Below are 19,728 nucleotides of genomic sequence, written 5' to 3' on the forward strand. Positions count from 1 at the left end.
ATTGTGTTCATTATGCATGGCCCCTTGTGATCGACAAGCGGGCCATGCCTATTTCCACTGAATTGCCAGTTCCATGAAAGCCTCCCAATTTCTCATCTCCACCCTGAAAGAAGCTCCGGCCGACGCCGAAGTGGTCAGCCACAAGCTCATGATGCGGGCTGGCATGATCAAAAAGCTGGGTGCTGGCATTTACAACTACATGCCCATGGGCCTGCGCGTGATCCGCAAGGTCGAGGCCATCGTGCGCGAGGAAATGAACCGCGCCGGCGCCATCGAAACCACCATGCCCGTGGTCCAGCCTGCCGAGCTGTGGCAGGAAACCGGCCGTTTCGAGAAGATGGGCCCCGAGCTGCTGCGCATCCAGGATCGCCATGGCCGTGATTTCGTGATCCAGCCCACGTCCGAAGAGGTGGTCACCGATATCGCGCGCCAGGAGTTCAAGAGCTACAAGCAGCTGCCCAAGAACCTCTACCAGATCCAGACCAAGTTCCGCGACGAGCGCCGTCCCCGCTTCGGCCTGATGCGCGGTCGCGAGTTCATCATGAAGGACGCCTATTCCTTCGACAAGGATCGCGATGCGGCCCAGATCAGCTATCAGACCATGCGCGAAGCCTATAAGCGCATCTTCGACCGCTTCGGCCTGCAGTACCGCGCCGTGCGTGCCGATTCGGGCGCCATCGGCGGCGATCTGAGCGAAGAGTTCCAGGTCATCGCTTCCACGGGCGAGGACGCCATCGTCTACTGCCCGAACAGCGACTACGCGGCCAATATCGAGAAGGCCGAGAGCCTGGCGCCCACCCAGGCCCGTCCTGCCGCCGTCCAGGCCATGCAAAAGGTCGCCACGCCCGGCAACAGCACCTGCGAAGCCGTGGCCGAGCAGCTGGGTCTGCCTCTGGCGCAGACCGTGAAGTCGCTGGTGCTGGCCACGGACGAGCTCGACGACAAGGGTCTGATCGTCAAGTCGCAAGTGTGGCTGCTGCTGCTGCGCGGCGATCACGAGATGAACGAGATCAAGGTCGGCAAGGTCGAGGGCCTGGCGGGCTTCCGTTTCGCGACCGTAGGCGAGATCGAAGAGCATTTCGGTGCCAAGCCCGGCTATCTGGGCCCCATCGGCCTCAAGAAGCCCGTGAACATCGTGGTGGACCGCGATGTGGCCGTAATGGCCGACTGGGTCTGCGGCGCCAACGAGGAAGACTTCCACATCACCGGCGTGAACTTCGGCCGCGACCTGCCTGAGCCCGCCGTGGTGGCGGATCTGCGCAATGTGGTGGCGGGCGACCGCTCGCCCGACGGTGCGGGCGAGCTGGCGATCGAGCGCGGCATCGAGATCGGCCATGTGTTCTACCTGGGCACCAAGTACTCCAAGGCCATGGAGGCCACTTTCCTGGGCGACAACGGCAAGCCCCAGCACTTCGAGATGGGCTGCTACGGCATTGGCGTGACCCGCCTGCCCGCCGCTGCCGTGGAGCAGAACCACGACGAGCGCGGCATGATCTGGCCCGATGCGATTGCGCCGTTCACCGTGGTGATCTGCCCCATCGGCATGGGTCGCAGCGAGGCCGTGAAGGCCGAGGCCGAGAAGCTCTACGGCGAACTGCTGGCACTGGGCGTGGACGTGATCCTGGACGACCGCGACGAGCGCCCTGGTGCCATGCTGGCCGACTGGGAGCTGATCGGCGTGCCCCACCGCGTGGTGCTGGGCGACCGTGGCCTGAAGGAAGGCGTGGTCGAGTACCAGCAGCGCCGTGACACAGAAGCCACAAAGCTGGCGACGAATGAGGTGCTGGCTCACCTCAAGAGCCGCCTGGGCTTGTAAGCTGCTGTTTCCATGCCCGAGACCCTGCTGAGCCGACGCCATTGCCTGAGGACTGCCGCTGCGCTGGCCGCCCCGGCGGCCGGCTGGCTGTGGCCGCAGGCGGCCTGGGCCGGCGGGCAGCTCGAAGAGCCGCTGGCCGACTCTGTGCGTACGGCACTCAGCGCGGCCGTGGCGGGCTCGGGCGCGCCGCCCGAGCTGGAGTTCGCCTCCACAGCGGCGCGCATGAGCTATCTGCGCTGGCTGGTCGCCAGCAGCGACAAGCTGGCCAAGCGCAAGCCCGACCTGCAGGCGCGGCGCGAATTCCTGCAGACCGTCTGGTACGAGTCCAAGCGCGCGGGCCTCGATGTGTCCATGGTCATGGGCCTGATACAGGTGGAGAGCGGTTATCGCAAATACGCCATCTCCAGCGTGGGCGCGCGTGGCTATATGCAGATCATGCCGTTCTGGATGCGGCTGATCGGTGACGGCGATATCGGCAAGCTGTTCCACATGCAGACCAATCTGCGCTTCGGCTGCGTGATCCTGCGCCACTACATGGACCGCGAAAAAGGCGATGCCTACATGGCACTGGGCCGCTACAACGGCAGCCGGGGCCAGCCCCAGTATCCGAATGCCGTGTTCGGCGCCCAGCGGCGCTGGCTGGTGGAAGAGCCGCAGCCGGTCTGATGCCGTGACGATATACAGAAAAAAAGAGAGCGCCTGGCGCTCTCTTTTCATTGGTTTCAGCAAGAAAAGAACCTGAAGTCCTTTGGGGATAAGCGCAAGAAGCTACTGATTCAGGAGTGGCTGCTTTTGCCAGCCTGGGACTGGGCAGCGCTGCCCTGCACCTTGGCCGCTGCGGCCGCCGAAGGTGCGGCAGATTCGGCCGCGGGCTCGGGCAGATGGGTCACCATGACCTGGTCGATGCGATAGCTGTCCACGTCCAGCACCTCGAACTTGAAGCCGCCCCAGGTGACGGTATCGGTGCGGCGCGGCACGCGGCGCAGCATGACCATGAGAAAGCCGGCCAGCGTTTCGTACTCGTCGTCATGCGGCATATCGTCCAGATGCAGCACGCGCATCACGTCCTCGATGGGCGTGATGCCGTCGATCAGCCAGGAATGCTCGTCGCGGCGGATGATCTGCTCCTCGTCGGCCGGGCCGACCAGATCGCCCATCACTGTGCTCATCACGTCGTTGAGCGTCACCACGCCCACGACCAGGCTGTATTCGTTGACGATGACGGCAAAGTCCTCGTGCACCATGCGGAACTGCTCCAGCACCTCGGCCAGCGTCAGGCGGTCGGGCACGATGAGCACCTTGCGGATCAGGCTGTCGTCGCTGAGCGACAGCGGCTGGTTGTTGAGCGCGCGCTGGAACAGGTCCTTGGCATCCACATAGCCGATCACATGGTCGATATCGCCGTCGCAGACCGGGTAGGTGGAGAAGGGCTCCTCGGCAATGCGGGCGCGGATGATGGCGTCGCTGTCGTCGCGGTAGAAGAAGGCCACGCTGTCGCGCTGGGTCATGGCCGAGGCCACGGTGCGCGAGTCCAGCTCGAACACATTGGCAATCACCTGCTGCTCGCGGGCGGCCAGCACGCCGGCCTTGGTGCCCGCTTCGGTCATGGCCAGGATGTCGTCGCTGGTGATGCGCTCGTCGCGCGTCGCAGGCAGGCCCAGCAGGCGAAACAAGGTGTCGGTCGCCAGGTTGTAGAACCAGATGATGGGCTTGAAGATCACCACAAACCAGCGCATGGGCGCGAGCACGCGCACCACATAGCGCTCGGGCTCGTTCATGCTGATGCGGCGTGGCAACAGATCGGCCAGCAGGATGAAGGCCGAGGTGACTATGAAAAACGAGAGCAGGAACCCCAGAGTTGTAGAGAGGCTGGGCGAGAACCAGATCGAGAAGAACTCGGTCAGCGCAGGGCTGAACGCACCCTCGCCGACGATGCCGCCGAGTATGGCGACGGCATTCTGTCCCACTTGCACCACGGTGAAATATTCGCCCGGCTGCTCCTGTACGCGCAGCGCATGCTCGGCTCCCTCGTTGCCGTCGTCGGCCATCTGGCGCAGGCGCAGGCGGCGCGAGGCGGCCAGAGAAATCTCCGCCACAGAGAAAAAGGCGCTGAGCAGAATCAGCAGAACAATCACCGCAAGGCTTTGGGACACACTCATAGGCAGGGCTGCTGCGGCACCTGGCAGTGCCTGCGGCCGGTTATCAAGGAGTCTCTATTCGACCACATAAAGCCTGCGGCAGACAGCTGTACTGGCTTCAGGGCTGAAGCGCGGCTACCGAATGGGCCAGGCGTGCCAGCGCATCGGCCTCGGTATTGCGGTGTCTGGGCACCCATTGCAGCACCAGCTCGTCAAAGTCCTGCATCTGTGCGCGGGCGGCCTCGAACAGCTGGCTGAGCCGGGCGATGGGCCGCGCGGGCTTGGCCGTGGGCGGGCCAAGCTGCTCCAGCAGGACCTGTGAGTCGGTACGCACGGTCAGGCTGCGCGCGCCGAGATCGCGTGCCAGCTTCAGGGCGGCCATCAGCGCGCGCAGTTCGGCTTCGTTGTTGCAGCCGCTGCGGTGCAGATCCTGCGACAGCGTATGGCGGCTGCCATCGGGCAGCTGCAGCAACACGCCCAGGCTCATGGGGCCGGGGTTGGGCAGGGCACTGCCATCGATATGGATGCAGCAGTGGTGAGGGGGAACAGGTTTGGGGGGCGGCATGAAAAAAGCCACCGGGGTGCCGGTGGCTTGCAGACGGGGTTGGGCTTACTTGGCGGCCAGCACTTGCTGCAGCTCGCCCGATTCGTACATCTCCATCATGATGTCCGAGCCACCGATGAATTCGCCCTTGATGTAGAGCTGGGGGATCGTGGGCCACTGGCTGTAGTCCTTGATGCCCTGGCGGATTTCCTGGTCTTCCAGCACGTTCACGGTGGCGATGGACTTGGCGTCCACGCCGCAGGCCTTGAGGATCTGGATGGCACGGCCGGAGAAGCCGCACTGGGGGAAGCTGGCGTTGCCCTTCATGAACAGCAGGATATCGTTGTTCTTGACCAGGTCGTCGATGCGTTGTTGAGTGTTGCTCATAGTGGGCTCCGGATTTTGGAAATGGCGGTACCAGCCGCGATGTCTGCAATTATTTCACCGACCGCAAGGAATGCGATGCTGTGAGGAAATCTTGCTGACAGGATATTTTGGGGTGGAGGTCTGGAAATCAAGCCTTGCCGCTCCGGCAGCCGCCCGTGCAGCGCGCAATGCCGGCCAGGTCGTGGCGGTGCTGGACCTGTTCGAAGCCGGCCGCCTGCATGAGCCGCGCCACGTCTTCGGCCTGATCCCAGCCATGCTCGAAGAGCAGCCAGCCGCCAGCCTTCAGGTGTGTCGGGGCCTGGTCGATGATGCTGCGTATGTCCTCCAGCCCATCCGCGCCGCTGGCCAGGGCCGACAGCGGCTCGTGGGTCAGCGCCGCCAGATGCGGGTCGTCGGCGCGAATATAAGGCGGGTTGCTGACGATCAGATCGACAGGTTCCAGCCCGTCCAGAGGCTCCAGCCAGCTGCCATGGGCGAACTGCACGGGCAGTTGGAGTCGGGCGGCATTGCTGCGGGCCACGGCCAGGGCATCGGCGCTGGCGTCCACGGCGATGACCCGGGCTGAGGGGCGCTGGCTTTGCAGGGCCAGGGCGATGGCGCCGCTGCCGGTGCCCAGGTCTATAACGCGAACCGGCTGCCTTTCGGGCATGAGCTCCAGCGCCCAGTCCACCAGGGTCTCGGTATCGGGGCGCGGGTCCAGCACCCTGCTGTCCACGGCCAGATCCAGGCCGTAGAACTCCTTGTTTCCGGTCAGGTAGGCGACAGGCGTGCCTTGCTGGCGCAGGGCGCACAGCTGGTCCCAGCGTTGCTGCTGCTCCTGACTGAGGGCATCGCAGTCATGGGTGATGAGCCAGGCGCGGGCATGCGCTGGCTGCTGCATCAGGTGCAGCAGCAGCATCTGTGCATCGACACGCGCCAGGCCTTGGCGGGCGGCTTGCTGCAGGGCTTGAGCGACGGAGAAAGTGGGGGGCGAGGGTTCGGTCATGGCTTGGCCGGCGGCCATCTTCTTCGGAAATTCAGTAGCGGTATATCTCGGGGTCGCCCGCCTTGTAGAGCGTGCCGTACAACTGGGTCGACGACTGGCCGGGCTCCAGCATGGGGCGCGAACGTATTCCCAGCAACAGATGCTCCAGCGCCTGCTGAAGATTCTCGCCCTCGAAGCTCATACCTACAAAAGACCAGGAAAAGCAGCGTCCATCGCCGGCCATCAGCAGCTGGCCGTGGGAGTGGTGAACTTCGGCAACTGCTATCAGCCGGGTGTCCAGGCGCTGTTCCCAGGAGAGCAGGGCGTCGTCCGCATCTTCGCCGGTGAAATGCGCTTCGAGCCAATCAAACTCTATATCGCTGCTGGCGCATTCCAGCCCCTTGCCCACCTGGCCTATGTGCAAGCCCGCCAGGTTCTGCAGCGCAGCCACGGCGGGGTGGCAGGCCGGACCGGGCTGTTGGTCCAGAGCGCTCCGGACAAGCGCCGGTATGGCGACCTCTCGCTGCGGGGTCCAGCCCTGGGCTTGCAGCAGCTCAATGACGACAGGTGACTCGAAATTCAGCATGGCGGATTCTTAACGTCCGGGCGCCGAGATGAAGGGGCGCGATTGCAGGATGATGAGCTGATCGCCCTGCACGGCCCACTCGATGTCCTGGTCCTTGCCGCCAAAGCGTTGCTTGATGCCGGCTCCGGCACGCGCCAGTCGCTGCACCAGCGTATCGCTGAGCACGGCGCGGCCGGCAGTCACGGTCACTTCGCGCACGCCGCCCCTGGCATCCAGCTGCAGCGCCACATCGTCCTGGGAACGGTTGAGCACCTGCACGGCCTTGCTGCGGCTGGAGTAGAGGATTTGCTCCGCGACCCGCTTGCCCTCGACCACGCGGATGCCTATGCCGCGCTTGGCGGCGATATAGCTCATGTGGCGGTGCGAGGCATCGAAGGGGTCGCGGGTGATCATCACGCCAGAGGCGGAGGAGTCCACGGCTTTTTGCACAAACACCGACATCATCAGCTGCGCATCGTCGATGCCCGCTGCCTGTCTGGCTTCCCAGGCCTCGAAGTTGTAGATCGAGGCCCAGACCTTGCGCACCGCGGCGACCAGGTCCGTGTCGCTGCGTACATTGGGCACGGTGGTGTAGAGGCCTGCTCCGCTGAAGCTGGGCAGGTCCTCGGAGCTGGAAGAGCTGCGCACGAACACGCCCTGGCTGCCCAACTGGCCGGACCAGCGCCGGACCCAGGCATCGGCCACGGCCGGGCTGACGGGCCATTGCTCGATTTCGGCCTGCAGTGCGGACAGGGCCTGCCTTCGGATGCCTGCATCCGTCGCGAAGCCGGGCTGTTGGCGCATGCGGGCAATGCGCTCGGCCAGGCCGTTGGAGCGCATGAAGTCGGCATAGGCGGCAAACGGAATGCAAAAGCCATCGGGCACGCTGACGTCCGCGAGGCGGGCGGACTGGATCTCGCCCAGATTGGCGGCCTTGGCACCGCAGCGGCGGCGATCCGCGCTGCGCAGGGCCGCCAGGGGCACCAGTTCGCTGCGACTCAGATCGGGCTGAAGCAAGACCTTGCGGCCCTTGGGCGGCGGTTGCTGGGCCTGCTTTTCGGCGCTCTGTTGTTCGGCAGCCGTGGCGGCGCGCAGCGCAAAGCCGGCGGGCTGTACGTCGATATGCACCCAGCGGCCGTTGAAGTCCGCGTATTGCTCGGCCGCTTTTTGCACATAGGCATTAGGTATGCCCCAGCCACGCGCCAGCAGATTGACATGGGATAGCACCGTGGAAGGGCGCTCCGTCACCACGCCGGCCACGGGCGGCAGGCTGATGGGTACTTCGCGCAACAGCACGATGTCCCTGGGCTGGAGGTCATTCACGGCTTCGGCCTGGTTCAGGATGCGCAGCCGGCCCACGGCCTGGCCCTGGTTCAGCGGCAGATAGGTCTGGGCTCCCAGCAACTGGGCCTGGGTGACCGCTGCAACACCCGCCTGCTGGGCCACGGCTTCCTGCTGCGTGGAGTTGGCCTTGAAGCGCACAGGGGCGAAGAAGCCGGTTTTCAGCGCGGCCGCCGTGGTCTGCAGCAGCTCGGGCGTGAGCTGGTCGCCTTCCCAGAACTCGTAGCTGTAGTCCTTGAGCACGGGCTGCCAGCTCAGCGTGCCGAGAATGAAGCGGCGGCCCGGCTCGCGGTAATTGCGGTTGAGCTCTGGCTTGCCGCCCCGCAGCAGGCTTTTGGCACGTAGAAAATCTTCGTGAAACGCGTAACGCGGCGTGTTGATGAAATGCAGCGGCGTGCTCTTGCTTTGGCGGTCGATCACAAACAGCACATGGGGCATGGCGCTGACCGGATCGAAGATGCGGGCCACGCGATCGAAATCGGCGCGGCTGGTCAGGGCCGGCAGGCTGGCAGGAGCGTTGCGGTTGCCGCTGGCGTCAACCGGGCGCCCCGCACCCGAGTCATAGGCCGATGGCTTGCGCAAGGCCTGAGCCTGGGCGGCGGTCGATGCGAACAACAGGCCGGATAGCAGGGCAGAAACCAGAACCGGCAAAAAGCGCTGTGTCATCTTGAAATTGTTCCCATTTCTGGCGAAGCGTTCGAACGGACCCGGCTCGAGCCGGCTGCAGCCTGCCGGTGCCTGCAGACTCAGGAAGCGGCCAGCTCTGCCAGCAACTCGGCCTCGCGTGCATGTTGCAGGGCCTGGATCACGTCGCCCAGATCGCCTTCCATCACAGCCAGCAGCTTGTACAGCGTGAGGTTGATGCGGTGGTCGGTGAGGCGGCCCTGGGGAAAGTTGTAGGTGCGGATGCGGTCGCTGCGGTCGCCCGAGCCGATCAGGCCCTTGCGCATGGCCGCTTCCTTGGCGGCCCGCTCGCTGCGTTCCTTTTCCTGGATGCGGGCCTGCAGTACCTGCAGGGCCTTGGCCTTGTTGCTGTGCTGGCTGCGCCCGTCCTGGCATTCGGCCACGATGCCCGTGGGCAGGTGGACCACGCGCACGGCGGAGTCGGTCTTGTTGATGTGCTGGCCGCCGGCACCGCTGGCGCGAAAGGTGTCGATGCGCAGATCGGCGGGATTGAGGGTGATGGCCTCCGCCTCGTCGGGCTCGGGCATCACGGCCACGGTGCAGGCGCTGGTGTGGATGCGGCCCTGGGTTTCGGTGGCGGGCACACGCTGCACGCGGTGGCCGCCCGACTCAAAGCGCAGCGCGCCGTACACATTGTCGCCCTCAATGCGCAGCACGACTTCCTTGTAGCCGCCGATTTCGTTTTCGCTGGCGCTCATCACTTCCACCTTCCAGCCCACGTTGGCGGCGTAGCGGGTGTACATGCGGGTCAGGTCACCGGCAAACAGGGCCGATTCGTCGCCACCCGTGCCGGCGCGGATTTCGACAAAGGCGGGGCGGGCATCGTCGGGGTCCTTGGGCAGCAGCAGGCGCTGCAGTTCGTCCTCGAGCTTGATCAGCTCGGCCTCGCCGCTGCCGATCTCTTCCTGAGCCATTTCGGCCATGTCGGGGTCGTCCAGCATTTCACGCGCGGCGGCGATGTCGGCTTCGGTCTGCAGGTAGCGGGTGTAGCGACTGGCAATGGCCGTCACATCGGCATGTTCGCGCGAGATGGTGCGGTACTGCTTCATGTCGCCCATGATGTCTTCGCGCGAGAGCAGAAAATCCAGCTCCTGCAGGCGTTGGGCATAGCGTTCGAGCTGGTTGCGCAAAAAGTCTTGCATAGGGGGTACCTAGGGCTTGGGAAAGGTGAGAGTGCTCACCTTTGTGGAGTCAGGGAAGAGGGATGGCCACGGTCGGGCCTTGCGCTGCGCTAGGACGGCAGCGACCAAGCGGGCGAGCGCCGCTAAAGCTTGCTGGGGTTGCGGCTGGCGCGCAGGAACAGACGGGAGACGGTGTCTGCAGTCTGGGCGCGCTCTTCGGCATCGCCCTTGTGCAGCTCGGCCATGGTGCCGTGCAGCATTTTCTGTGTGAGGCCGCGCGAGAGCGCTTCCAGCACGGTATCGATGTCTTCGCCCTTGGCCAGTAGCTTTTTGGCGCGGGCAATTTCCAGCGCACGCCATTCGTCGGCCTGGGCATTGACCTGCTGGATCAGCGAGACCGCGCCGCCCACGGGATTGCGCTGGTCCATCCACTGCATAAAGCTCTGCACGCCGGTGTCGATGATGACTTCGGCCTGTTGCACGGCGGCCTGGCGCTGGGCCTGACCGGTGCGCACGACGGTTGCCAGATCGTCCACGGTATAGAGATAGACGTCGTTGAGGTCTTTGACCTCGGATTCGATATCGCGGGGCACGGCCAGATCGACCATGAAGATGGGGCGGCGCTTGCGCTTCTTGAGAGCGGACTCCACGGCACCCAGGCCGATGATGGGCAGGGTGGATGCCGTGCAGCTGATGATGGCGTCGTACTCGTGCAGATGCTCGGGCAGGTCGGCCAGACGCATGGTGCCGGCGCCGAACTGGGCGGCGAGCTTCTCGCCGCGCTCCATGGTGCGGTTGGCGATGGTGATCTGCCTGGGGTTGCGGGCGGCGAAGTGGGTGGAGACCAGCTCGATCATCTCGCCCGCGCCCACGAAGAGCACGCGAATCTTGCTGAGGTCTTCGAACAGCTGGCCGGCCAGGCGCACGGCAGCGGCAGCCATGGAGATGCTGTGTGCGCCGATCTCGGTGGAGCTGCGCACTTCCTTGGCCACGGCAAAGCTGCGCTGGAACAACTGGTTGAGCGTGGTGCCCAGGGCACCCGCAGTCTCGGCCGCGCGCACGGCGTTCTTCATCTGGCCGAGGATCTGCGCCTCGCCCAGCACCATGGAGTCCAGCCCCGAGGCCACGCGGAAGGCGTGGCGGGCGACCGAGCCATCCTGCAGCAGATACGAGTGCTGGCGCAGCAATTCAGGCGCCACGCCGCCGCTGTTGGCCAGCCAGTGCATGGTGTGATCCATGGCAGGGGCGTCGGCAGCGCAGTAGATCTCGGTGCGGTTGCAGGTGGAGAGGATGGCGGTTTCCACGGCGCTGTGAGCCCTGCCAGCGTGGGACAGAGATGCGCGCAGGCCTTGCAGCGTCGGCGCGATCTGATCGAGCGCGAACGCAAAACGGCCCCGCATATCGAGCGGAGCCGTGTGGTGATTGATACCTAAAGCCCAGACTGCCATAACAGGGGATTATAAAATTTAGTACCGAATTGGGCACCCCCCGGGCTCAAAGCCTTGGAATCGATTGTTGCCATGGATTTTGTTGCGAGCGTTAATCATTTACTCAACTTCCTCGCCCCTGCGTTTTTTCTCGCTCTGGGCCTGGCAATCTGTGCTCGCGTTTTAAAGCAAAACAAGGCTGGAGCCCAATCCTTGATTGCGCAGGTAGCTATTAATTTCATATTGGGTGGGGCGGTTTTGCTGCTCAGTCTCTGGCTGTTTTCACGCGACGGCAAGATGCTCGCTTATGCCGCACTGGTCTGCACAAGTGCCTGCTGCCAGTGGGTGCTTTCCAGAGCCTGGCGCTGATTGGCGTACCGGCCGGAAAGCTGTTTTGCGTGAAATCTTGATCTGACTCAAGAGTGCCTGTTGTATTCGCGCCAGTGTCTGGCCAGGCCTCAGTCGCTGACGGCCCTGGGCCCGGCCTGCTCCAGTATCCAGCGGCGAAACTGCTTCAAGGTCTCCGTGGGGGGGCGGTTGCCTTGCTGGCACAGAAAGTAGCCGCGTTCGATATGCACCGGCGCATCCAGCGCCAGAGCCACGCGGCCCGAGGCCAGATCCTCCTCCACCAGGCAGCGCTGTACCATGGCCACACCCATGCCCGCGGCCACGGCCTGCACCAGCAAGGCCACGGTCTCAAAGTCCGCGACCGGGGCGGGGCAGGGCTGGCTCAGGCCCCGGGCCTGCATCCAGCTGGCCCAGTTGCCCGGGTAGTTGGTGTGGAATAGCAGCGGGCGGCTCAGCAAATCCTGCTCGCTGCGGATGGGGTTCGGTCCCTGCAGCTCGCGCGGGTGGCAGATGGGGATGAGGTCGCGGCCGATCACATACTCGGCCTCCACGCCCGCCGGCCATTGCTGGCTGCCGACGCGAATCCAGGCATCGATCTCAGGCGCATTGAGTGGATCGTCGCGCCGGTAGGGCGCGAAGGAAAGCATGATTTGCGGATGACGGCGGTTGAAGTCGGGCAGGCGCGGAATCAGCCAGTGGCTGAACAGCGTGGGAACGACCGACAGGCGCAGCTGCGGCCCGTGGCGGCGCCTGCGGGCGGCGGCCGACGCGGCCTCTATCGCCATCACGGCAGGCTCTATCGCCTGCAGATAGTCCTGTCCTGCTGCGGTGAGCGCGTTGCGTCTGCCCAGGCGCTCGAACAGGGCAAAGCCCAGATGTTCCTCAAGCCTGGCGATGGCCCGGCTGATGCCGCCCTGCGTCATATACAGCTCCTGCGCAGCGAGCGAGTAACTGCCCAGGCGGGCGGCCGCGGCAAAGGCGTGAAGTTCGGAGAGGGAGGGAGAGTGCATGCGCATGACGGTTTGGATTATGACGGTTGGTAATACTTGCGTGCCGTCTTGTCGCTTTTCGCCATGCGGCCTGGGGCACAGAATGAAACAAAGGTCGGAGCGTCCGGTGAAACGCTCTGAACCGGCCCATAACCAGTCTTTCAAGAGATCCAAGGAGAAGCCGCATGGCCATTCGTCGTACCGTTCTGTCGTCCATTGCCGCCTGCGCAGCGGCAGCCGCGCTGTCCCCCGCGTTCGCTGCCAATGCCGCAGCGGACTACCCCAATCGCCCCATCCGCCTGGTTGTGCCCTTTGGCGCCGGCGGGTCCACCGACATGGTGGCGCGTCTGCTGGCCGAGAAAATGAGCACGGTGCTGGGCAAGTCCGTGGTGGTGGACAACAAGGGCGGCGCGGGCGGCTCCATCGGGGCGACTGAAATCGCCAAGGCGGCACCCGACGGCTACACCATCGGCATGGCCACGGTGTCCACCCATGGCTCCAATCCGGCCATCTTCCGCAAGCTGCCTTATGACGCGATCAAGGACTTCGCCCCCATCACCAATGTGATGAGCGTGCCCAGCGTGTTCGTGGTGAACGCCAGCGTGCCTGCCAAGACCATGAAGGAATTCATTGCACTGGCCAAGGCCAACCCCGACAAGTACACCTTTGCATCGCCGGGCACGGGTTCCCTGGGTCATGCCAATATCGAGAACTTCATGAATCTGGCTGGTATCCAGTTGCTGCACATTCCCTACAAGGGTGCGGGCCAGGCCATTACCGATGCGCTGGGCGGGCAGGTCAATGCCATGACGGACAACCTGCCTTCGACCCTGCCGCATATCAAGGCCGGCCAGCTGCGTCCTCTGGCCGTGCTGGCGCTCAAGCGCAGCGATGTGCTGCCCGATGTGCCCACCTATACCGAGCTGGGCTATCCTCAGATGGGTGACGGCGGCTGGTTCGGCCTGGTGGCGCCTGCGGGCACACCCAAAGCGATCATCGACAAGCTCAACGCTGCGGCGCACAAGGTCATGGCTTCGCCCGACTATCTGGAAAAGCAGAAGTCCATCTCCGGCGAGTCCATGGGCAACACGCCCGAGCAGTTTGCCAAGCAGATCAAGACCGCGATCGAGCGTTACACGGCCGTGGCCAAGCGCGCCAATATCAAGCTGGACTGATGAAGGTTTGAATGTCTGTGCCTGATTTTCTGCAAGCCAGACCGGCCGAGCCGGTGCTGGTGCACCCGGCCCGGGGCGAGGTTCTGCCCATAGTCTGCGACTCGCCGCACAGCGGCACGGCCTACCCCGAGGACTTCGGCACCGTCGTGCCCATGAGTCTGCTGCGCCGCGGCGAGGACACGCATGTGGCCGCGCTCTGGGACCGCTGGCCCGAGTTCGGCGCCACATTGCTGGAAGCGACTTTTCCGCGTACCTATGTCGATCCCAATCGCAACGAGTCCGACCTGGACCCTGCGCAGATCGAGGGCGAGTGGCCGGCGCCGCTGTCGCCCAGCATCAAGACACAGCAGGGACTGGGCCTGATCTGGCAGCGCATCAGCAAGGCCGGCGTGGCCACTTCCTTGTATGAGCGCAAGCGCACCGTGGCCGAAGTGCAGCACCGTATCGAGCGCTACTGGCGCCCCTATCACGCGGCGCTGGCGCAGGCCATCGACGACAGCGTGGCGCGCTTCGGGGCCGTGTGGCACCTGAATCTGCACTCCATGCCCAACGATGTGTACCAGCGACTGGGACGCAGCGATGCGCCGCCGCTGGCCGACTTCGTGCTGGGCGACCGCGACGGCACGACCTGCGCGCCCGAGTTCATCCATCTGGTGGGCGATACGCTCAAGGGCTTTGGCTACAGCGTGGCCTACAACGAGCCCTACAAGGGTGTGGAGTTGATCGGGCGCATAGGCCAGCCGCAGCTCAATCGCCACTCGATGCAGATCGAGATCCGTCGCCCCGTCTATATGGATGAGGACACGCGCGAACCGAATGCCGGCTTCGAGCCGCTGCGCACGCATTTTGCCGAGCTCATGCAGGTGCTGGCGGACTATGTGCGCCAGCAGATGACCAGAGGCTGAAACCAGTCCATCGCTCCAGGCCCGGCTTTGCCGGGCTTTTTCATGTCACGGTCAAATGTCAAAAAACTGTGGCTAGGATGCCGCGATTGAGGGATTCCTTATCGAAGCTGCTATCAGAATCAGTTACGCTCGCAGGTTGGTGTCATCGTATGTCTGATGTAACAACAAGCGTCTAGGAATCGTACCGGAATGAAGTTCACTCCCATCGCAGCGCTGGTCATGTCGAGTCTGGCGGCCTTTGCCCAGAGCGCATCCGCGCAAACCGGTGCGGAAGGTCGCATGAATTTTTTGCGCGATTCCAGAGCCGCCACATCGGGCCCCCAGTTTGAATTCAGCCGTCTGCAATACGGCCCGCTGCCGATTGCCGGCACACGCGTGGCCTCCACTGCCGGTCCGCTGCAGGCTGCCGAGCGCGGCGATGCCAAGGCGCAGAACCAGCTGGGCGAAATGTATGTGCATGGACAGGGCGTGCCCCAGAATGCCGCCACAGCCGCGCAATGGTTCCGCAAGGCCGCAGCCCAGGGGCATGCGGGTGCCCAGAACAGCCTGGGGGCACTGTATGCCAACGGCCAGGGCCTGCCGCAGAACTATCGCGAGGCTGCCCAGTGGTATGGCCGCGCGGCGCAGCAGAACAATGCCGTGGCCCAGTACAACCTGTCCCACCTCTATCAGGAAGGTCTGGGCGTGCCCCAGAGCTTCAGCACCGCTGCCCAGTGGCTGGAAAAATCCGCTGCGCAAGGCCATGTGACGGCCCAGTTCGAGCTGGGCCAGCGCTACCTTAAGGGCAATGGCGTGGCCGTGAACTACATGACGGCTGCAGACTGGTTCAAGAAAGCCGCCGATCAAGGCCATGCGGAAGCGCAGAACCAGCTGGGCTCCATGCTGTCCGACGGCGTGGGCGTGAAGCTGGACCCCGTGCAGGCTGCCCAGTGGCTGCAGCGCGCTGCCGAGCAGGGCGATGCCAGGGCCCAGAACAGCCTGGGCCGCATGTATATGGATGGCGTGGGTGTTCCGCGCGACTACAAGCTGGCGGCGTCCTGGTTCCAGAAGAGTGCCGAGCAGTGGAATGCCGACGGCCAGAACCATCTGGGCCGTCTGTATCTTTACGGTCTGGGGGTGGAGCAAAGCCCTGCCTATGCGGCGCAATGGTTCCAGCGCGCGGCCGACCAGAATCATGCCGATGCACAGTACAACCTGGGCACCATCTATGCCGAAGGTCTGGGCACGCCCCAGAACTACGGCACGGCCCTGCAGTGGTATCAGAAGGCAGCCGAGCAAGGCCATGCCGCCGCCATCAACAACGTGGGCACCTTGTACGCCGAAGGCCGTGGTGTGCCGCAGAACTATGCGACGGCCATGCAGTGGTTCCGCCGCGCAGCCGACAAGGGCGATGCCTCGGCCCAGTTCAACCTGGCGCGTCTGTATGCCGATGGTCAGGGCAGTGCCGCCAGCCCCGCTCAGGCGATGAAGTGGTATGCCGCGGCAGCCGAGCAAGGTCATTCTGGTGCACAGAACCGCCTGGGCGTGATGTACGCCGAAGGCCAGGGCGCTGCGCGCGACTACGGCAAGGCCGTGCAGTGGTATCAGCGTGCGGCCGAGCAGGGCGATGCCGCTGCCCAGTACAACCTGGGCATGGTCTATGCACAGGGTCAGGGTGTGGCGCGTGACAATGCCAGGGCCTACTTCTGGTACAACCTGGCAGCCATGGAGCTGGGTGGCGACGCCGCCAAGCGCCGCGACGAAGCGGCCAACAAGCTCAGCATTGCCCAGGTGGCCGAGCAGCAGAACAAGGCGCTGGCCTGGCAGCCCAAGCGCTGATTGCCGCTTGGCACTCAGGCATCCAAGCGCTTCCATCGAGAAGCGCTTTTTTATGCCGGCCGGCTCCCGCCATGGCTCAAATCATGGCTCGAATGCTGCGATCCAGCGCAGGCTGGCTACCAGATCAGGCTGCCCGGACAGCGCTTCGTGCGGCCGATGATTTCTAAAACCAAGGAGACAACAATGAAGAAGACTTCAATGAACATACTGGCCGGCCTGATGGCTGGCGCAGGCCTGCTTTTGTCCGCGTGCGCACAGGCTCAGGACGCCTTTCCCACCAAGCCGATTCGCATCGTGCTGGGCTTTCCCGCCGGCGGACCGCTGGACCAGCATGCCCGTCTGCTGACCGACAAGCTGCAGGGCGTGCTCGGTCAGCCGCTGGTGGTGGATTACAAGCCCGGAGCGGGCGGCTCGGTGGGAGCACAGGACGTGATGCGCTCGCCCGCCGACGGCTACACGCTGATGCTGGCCAATACCGGCGTGATGGTCATCAACCCTGCGCTCTACAGCAAGCTGCCCTACAACACGCTCAAGGATTTCACGCCGATTGCCCGCACCGCCATGCAGCCGCTGGCGCTGCTGGTCAACAACAAGGTGCCGGCCAAGACGCTGACCGAGTTCACGACCTATGCCAAGGCCAACCCCGGCAAGATCAACTTCGGCTCGGCCGGCAACGGCGGTATCAGCCATCTGGTGCCCGAGATGTTCAAGAGCGCTGCAGGCGTGGACCTGGTGCACATTCCCTACAAGGGCAGCGCGCCTGCGTTCACCGATCTGATCGGTGGCCAGGTGCAGTTCATGGCCGAGAGCATTCCCCAGGCGGCCGCTTATCACAAGCAGGGCAAGGTGCGCGCCCTGGCCGTGACCAGCAAGGAACGCAATCCCGCGCTGCCCGAGGTGCCGACCGCCATAGAGTCCGGCCTCAAGGGCTTCGAGGTAGTGGGCTTCTATGGCTTCCTCGCGCCTGCCGGCCTGCCCAAGGAGGTGACGGCCAAGCTCAGCAATGCCTTCCAGCAGGTGATGAACCTGCCCGATGTGAAGAGCCGCATGGTGGAGCAGGGCGCCGATCCGGCCTTCCTCGGCTCCGAGGCCTTCGGCAAGTTCCTGGCCGGCGAGACTCCGCGCTGGGCGGCAGCCGTCAAGGCCTCGGGTACGAAGCTGGATTAACCCCCTGAGGCGCTGCGCGCCTTCCCCCTTTCTCTACGCGCTTTGCGCTAGGTAAGGGGGACGACAGCCTCGGTGCGGGGCGGCCCTTCCTCGCTGTCCCTTTGCTGGGGCACGCCAGTTTTTGATGCCTTTGAGCGCAAAAAAGCCCGGTCACTTTGCGTGGCCGGGCCTTTGTTTTGCTATGGGTATCGAAGCTGCTTGCGCTTGATTAGAGAGAAATTCAGCATTGATTGATACTGAAATTCAAGATGGATCTGCGTAAGCAGCTACTGATTTACAGCTGAGCGCCTGTCTGCGCAGGGCTGAACATGTCCACATGATCGGTGATGATGCCGTCTGTGCCCAGGTCTATCAGGCGCTGTGCGGCCCATTGGTCGTTGACGGTGTAGCTGCTGCAGTAGAGGCCGGCGCCATGCACCTTGGCCACCAGCTCGGGTGTCCACAGCGCATGGTTGAGCACCATGGCGCTGCAGTCCAGCTCCAGGGCCAGCTTCAGGTCGGAGTCGCCGCTGGCGTCGGCCAGCTTGTCCACCAGCAGGCCGCGCGGAATATGGGCTGCGGTCTCGCGGGCGCCCTTGAGCGACTCGGACTTGAACGAGGTGAACAGCGGCTGTACCTCGGTTTGCGGCCAGATGCGCTGCATCAGCTCGCCGCAGGCACGGCCGGTTTCCAGTTCCTGGCCCGGGGTCGGCTTGATCTCCACATTCAGGTGCAGATGGTTGGCCAGGCACCAGCGTGCCAGGGCTTCCAGCGTGGGCAGGGCCTCGCCCGCATAGGCGCGCGAGTGCCAGCTGCCGGCGTCGAGCTGGGCGATCTCGCCCATGCTCAGTTCGCCGCCAATGCCGTGGCCGTTGGTGGTGCGCTCCAGCGTGGCGTCATGCATCAGAAACAGCACGCCGTCCTGGCTGAGCTTGGCATCGCATTCAAAAAAGCGGTAGCCATGCTGCGCGCCCAGACGGAAGGCGCTCATGGTGTTCTCAGGTGCCAGCTTGCCGGCGCCGCGGTGGGCCACCCAGCGGGGATAGGGCCAGGGTTTCAAAGCAGTAGTCATAGTGGATTTGCGCCCATGTAGACGTGAAAAAAGCGCCGTCAGCGTGGGCTTGGGCGCTTGGAGAAGTTTATGGCAGAAGGAATTCTGCAGTCATGAGCGTATGCATGCGATGAGATTGAGTCGGTCATTGGCGTCCGTGGACTCGTTCTTGAGGGCTGCGCATTCACGGTGCCAGGGCACCGAGACAGGGCCGCCTCGCAGCGAAGTTGCCGTCCCCCTCGGGCGCCAGGCGCCCAGCAGGGGAAGCGGCGAAGCCGCTCAGGGGGTGTTTCGATTTATACGCGTTTGCCGGTTTCGGCGTTGAACCAGTGCAGGCGGTCTTCGCGCGCCGAGATGCGGGCCGTTTCACCGGGCTTGGGATAGGGCTTGCCTTCTTCCACGCGCACGGTGACGTCTTCGTCGCCCACCTTGCCATAGAGCAGGCGTTCGGCGCCCAGCAGTTCCACGGTCTGGACCTTGAACTCCACGCCGCCGGCTTCCACCAGGTCGATATGCTCGGGTCGGATGCCCAGGATCATGCCGGGCTTGCCGTTGGGCGAGTGCTTGAGCAGGTTCATGGGAGGAGAGCCGATGAAGCCAGCCACAAAGGTGGAGGCGGGCGTGTGATAGACCTCTTCGGGCGTGCCGAACTGCTCCACATTGCCGCCGTTCATCACCACCATGCGCTGGGCTAGGGTCATGGCCTCGACCTGGTCGTGGGTCACGAACAGGCTGGTGATGCCCAGCTCGGCGTGCAGCTTCTGGATTTCCAGGCGGGTCTGGCCGCGCAGCTTGGCGTCCAGATTGGACAGGGGCTCGTCGAACAGAAAGACCTGGGGCTGGCGCACGATGGCGCGGCCCATGGCCACGCGCTGGCGCTGGCCGCCGGAGAGCTGGCGCGGCTTGCGGTCCAGCAGATGGCTCAGCTCCAGAATCTTGGCAGCCTTGTCCACGCGGCGCTTGATCTCGTCCTCGGGCACCTTGGCGAGCTTCAGGCCGTAGGCCATGTTCTCGTAGTTGCTCATGTGGGGGTAGAGCGCGTAGTTCTGGAACACCATGGCGATATTGCGCTTGGCGGGCTCCAGGTCGTTGACCTTGTTGCTGCCGATCAGCAGGTCGCCGTCGGTGATTTCTTCGAGGCCGGCGATCATGCGCAGCAGGGTGGACTTGCCGCAGCCCGAAGGGCCGACCAGCACGATGAATTCGCCGTCGTTGATTTCGACGTTGATGCCGTGGATGACGGGTACGGCGGACTTGCCGGTGCCGTAGCGCTTGACGATGTTCTTCAGGGAGATGGATGCCATGAGAG

The 19,728-nt window shown here is 64.2% G+C and carries 18 protein-coding genes; 7 read left to right on the plus strand and 11 right to left on the minus strand.

Annotated elements, in window-relative coordinates; all coding sequences use genetic code 11:
• The first annotated feature begins 73 nt into the window (after positions 1–73).
• Positions 74–1,816 carry a proline--tRNA ligase gene (locus tag CSE6_RS02600; protein WP_034409158.1) on the plus strand — a complete coding sequence of 581 codons (1,743 nt, stop codon included), beginning with the start codon at positions 74–76 and terminating at the stop codon, positions 1,814–1,816.
• Between the two features lie 12 nt (positions 1,817–1,828).
• Positions 1,829–2,482 (plus strand): lytic transglycosylase domain-containing protein, encoded by a 654-nt coding sequence (locus tag CSE6_RS02605; protein WP_012837108.1) that lies wholly within the window; start codon positions 1,829–1,831, stop codon positions 2,480–2,482.
• Between the two features lie 110 nt (positions 2,483–2,592).
• On the opposite strand, the gene CSE6_RS02610 is transcribed toward CSE6_RS02605, so the two are convergent.
• From CSE6_RS02610 to hemA, 8 genes are all read right to left on the minus strand, one after another.
• Entirely contained in the window at positions 2,593–3,975 is a 1,383-nt protein-coding gene (locus CSE6_RS02610) for a hemolysin family protein (protein WP_034381637.1), read from the minus strand.
• A 97-nt stretch (positions 3,976–4,072) separates the two neighbouring features.
• A complete protein-coding gene (locus CSE6_RS02615) occupies positions 4,073–4,531 on the minus strand; it encodes a ribonuclease HI family protein (protein ID WP_059439817.1) in 459 nt (152 codons plus the stop codon).
• A gap of 33 nt (positions 4,532–4,564) precedes the next feature.
• Positions 4,565–4,885, minus strand: coding sequence for a Grx4 family monothiol glutaredoxin (gene grxD, locus CSE6_RS02620; RefSeq protein WP_003058519.1), 321 nt, complete (start codon positions 4,883–4,885; stop codon positions 4,565–4,567).
• A gap of 127 nt (positions 4,886–5,012) precedes the next feature.
• A complete protein-coding gene (gene prmC / locus CSE6_RS02625; RefSeq protein ID WP_059439818.1) occupies positions 5,013–5,888 on the minus strand; it encodes a peptide chain release factor N(5)-glutamine methyltransferase in 876 nt (291 codons plus the stop codon).
• 13 nt (positions 5,889–5,901) lie between these two features.
• Positions 5,902–6,435, minus strand: coding sequence for an SUKH-3 domain-containing protein (locus CSE6_RS02630; protein WP_034409163.1), 534 nt, complete (start codon positions 6,433–6,435; stop codon positions 5,902–5,904).
• Between the two features lie 9 nt (positions 6,436–6,444).
• Positions 6,445–8,421, minus strand: a complete 1,977-nt coding sequence (locus CSE6_RS02635) for a PEP/pyruvate-binding domain-containing protein (RefSeq protein WP_059439819.1) — start codon at positions 8,419–8,421, stop codon at positions 6,445–6,447.
• Positions 8,422–8,501: 80 nt separating this feature from the next.
• Positions 8,502–9,581 (minus strand): peptide chain release factor 1, encoded by a 1,080-nt coding sequence (prfA, locus tag CSE6_RS02640; RefSeq protein WP_003058512.1) that lies wholly within the window; start codon positions 9,579–9,581, stop codon positions 8,502–8,504.
• 122 nt (positions 9,582–9,703) lie between these two features.
• On the minus strand, positions 9,704–11,008 hold the full coding sequence (gene hemA / locus CSE6_RS02645) for a glutamyl-tRNA reductase (RefSeq protein WP_012837115.1): 1,305 nt from the start codon (positions 11,006–11,008) through the stop codon (positions 9,704–9,706).
• A 72-nt stretch (positions 11,009–11,080) separates the two neighbouring features.
• On the opposite strand from hemA, the gene CSE6_RS02650 reads away from it, so the two are divergent.
• A complete protein-coding gene (locus tag CSE6_RS02650) occupies positions 11,081–11,356 on the plus strand; it encodes a hypothetical protein (protein WP_034389210.1) in 276 nt (91 codons plus the stop codon).
• Positions 11,357–11,445: 89 nt separating this feature from the next.
• Here the strand turns inward: CSE6_RS02650 and CSE6_RS02655 are convergent, their stop codons facing one another.
• Positions 11,446–12,351: a LysR substrate-binding domain-containing protein gene (locus CSE6_RS02655; RefSeq protein ID WP_059439820.1), complete on the minus strand. Its 906-nt coding sequence runs from the start codon at positions 12,349–12,351 to the stop codon at positions 11,446–11,448.
• A gap of 158 nt (positions 12,352–12,509) precedes the next feature.
• Here CSE6_RS02655 and CSE6_RS02660 point away from each other — a divergent pair, with 158 nt between their 5' ends.
• The 4 genes from CSE6_RS02660 to CSE6_RS02675 all read left to right on the plus strand — a co-directional run bounded on the left by CSE6_RS02660 (position 12,510) and on the right by CSE6_RS02675 (position 17,389).
• Positions 12,510–13,499: a tripartite tricarboxylate transporter substrate binding protein BugE gene (locus CSE6_RS02660; RefSeq protein ID WP_034389215.1), complete on the plus strand. Its 990-nt coding sequence runs from the start codon at positions 12,510–12,512 to the stop codon at positions 13,497–13,499.
• 11 nt (positions 13,500–13,510) lie between these two features.
• Positions 13,511–14,404 (plus strand): N-formylglutamate amidohydrolase, encoded by an 894-nt coding sequence (locus CSE6_RS02665; protein ID WP_059439821.1) that lies wholly within the window; start codon positions 13,511–13,513, stop codon positions 14,402–14,404.
• Between the two features lie 189 nt (positions 14,405–14,593).
• A complete protein-coding gene (locus tag CSE6_RS02670) occupies positions 14,594–16,222 on the plus strand; it encodes an SEL1-like repeat protein (RefSeq protein ID WP_059439822.1) in 1,629 nt (542 codons plus the stop codon).
• Between the two features lie 183 nt (positions 16,223–16,405).
• A complete protein-coding gene (locus CSE6_RS02675; RefSeq protein ID WP_370545694.1) occupies positions 16,406–17,389 on the plus strand; it encodes a Bug family tripartite tricarboxylate transporter substrate binding protein in 984 nt (327 codons plus the stop codon).
• Positions 17,390–17,663: 274 nt separating this feature from the next.
• Here CSE6_RS02675 and ugpQ read toward each other — a convergent pair whose 3' ends face one another.
• On the minus strand, positions 17,664–18,440 hold the full coding sequence (gene ugpQ, locus CSE6_RS02680; RefSeq protein WP_059439824.1) for a glycerophosphodiester phosphodiesterase: 777 nt from the start codon (positions 18,438–18,440) through the stop codon (positions 17,664–17,666).
• Positions 18,441–18,715: 275 nt separating this feature from the next.
• Positions 18,716–19,723 (minus strand): sn-glycerol-3-phosphate import ATP-binding protein UgpC, encoded by a 1,008-nt coding sequence (locus CSE6_RS02685; protein ID WP_034381667.1) that lies wholly within the window; start codon positions 19,721–19,723, stop codon positions 18,716–18,718.
• Positions 19,724–19,728 lie beyond the last annotated feature (5 nt).

It is taken from the genome of Comamonas sp. E6, assembly GCF_001010305.1.
GTDB lineage: Bacteria > Pseudomonadota > Gammaproteobacteria > Burkholderiales > Burkholderiaceae_C > Comamonas > Comamonas thiooxydans.